The following is a 1,362-nucleotide window of genomic DNA, read 5'->3' on the forward strand; positions in this document are numbered from 1 at the left end:
TTGAGTAAATCCAAATCAAAAACGGAATTCCTAACCAAAATAACCAGAACAATTCTTTCGGATTTTTACTTAAATATTCTCTTGTCATTTTTGTGTTCAGGTTTTTTCTGAAATTGTGGGCAACGTTTATGTATATGCTTTGTAGCGTATGTAAGCCGAAAGATAGCAAATAAAAACTGACATAGAAAATTCGGTAGAATTTTCGGAAGTAAAAAGAACTAGCTATAAAGTATATACTTTGTTACCAAACGTATTTTATATCAGTTCATAAGTTCATTGACGTACTGAAACCTTTATTTTTTTTGAGCGTAGGCAAATTGCTGACGTAGGAAGCAAAACTATTTATTTACGAAATAATCCAATTGACCTTTTGATAGGTTTGTAATTAAGTTGCTAGAATAGAATTTTGGATTAAATATAACACCAGTTAAATATGTTTTGTTCCTGTTTGGTTTAGGGTATTCAAATGATAGTACTTCAATGTTACCGCTTCCATAATTCGCAGCCCATCCTTTAAATTTTTTAAATCTTAGATAATGCTTATTATCAGCATCATCACAAAGAAATGTTATTAAAAATTCTGGATTTTGATTTATAAAATCATTAATTATTTTACTTATTGTAATACCTATTTTTAAATCTTTAACTCTTTTAGTAGTTATACCTTCAGTAAAAGAGTCTATATCTATAATATAAATATGTTGAATAGATTCAAATGATTTTAATTTATGAGAAATGTTTGTGAAAGACAAACTAACGCTATAATTATAGTCTGTATTAAAAATAAAAAGAGGATGTCCAGCATCCTCAATTAAACTATATTTATACATTTAGATTATTTAGCTATTTTTAATTCGCCATTTTCTAATTTACGTCTTATTTCTTTTTGTCGTTCACGCTTTTCCTCTAACATCTTGTCAAAGAAGTTAGCGACTTTATTGCTTATTATTTGTGTTTTATTATTCATAACTTAAATAATTAAATTAATCGCTTTGTTACGTGTTACAAATTTACAATAATTGTACCATTTGCGAAAACACTTAATATCTATTATTGATATGCCTTATAATAGATTTCGTTTATAGCGAAAACAAAGCAAATCAAAAAATATTATATATAAAATTAGTCGTAAAATATAAATTTTTATTACACAAAACAAGCTAAAAAAAGCGTCGGAAAAAAATAAAGAGATTCAGTTAGTCAGTTTAGTAAAGAGTAGTGAATTTATATGTTTGTGTAACGTCGCGTATAAGAATAGTGTGGGTTTGTGAGCGGCGATTTTCCGCAGGAAAATCGGAAGCTTGCAAATACACACAAACTTTCGATTGAGCGATTTGTCCGCATTATTTTTATACAATGTTA

2 protein-coding genes are annotated in these 1,362 nt (G+C 27.5%); both read right to left on the minus strand.

Annotated features, from left to right (window positions below; translation table 11 throughout):
• Window positions 1-338: 338 nt before the first annotated feature.
• Window positions 339-830 (minus strand): hypothetical protein, encoded by a 492-nt coding sequence (locus tag ACFQ1R_RS11625; RefSeq protein ID WP_379926395.1) that lies wholly within the window; start codon window positions 828-830, stop codon window positions 339-341.
• 5 nt (window positions 831-835) lie between these two features.
• Window positions 836-967 (minus strand): hypothetical protein, encoded by a 132-nt coding sequence (locus ACFQ1R_RS11630; protein WP_379926396.1) that lies wholly within the window; start codon window positions 965-967, stop codon window positions 836-838.
• Window positions 968-1,362: the final 395 nt, after the last annotated feature.

The sequence above is a fragment of the Mariniflexile jejuense genome (assembly GCF_042675665.1).
In the GTDB taxonomy this organism is placed as follows: domain Bacteria; phylum Bacteroidota; class Bacteroidia; order Flavobacteriales; family Flavobacteriaceae; genus Mariniflexile; species Mariniflexile jejuense.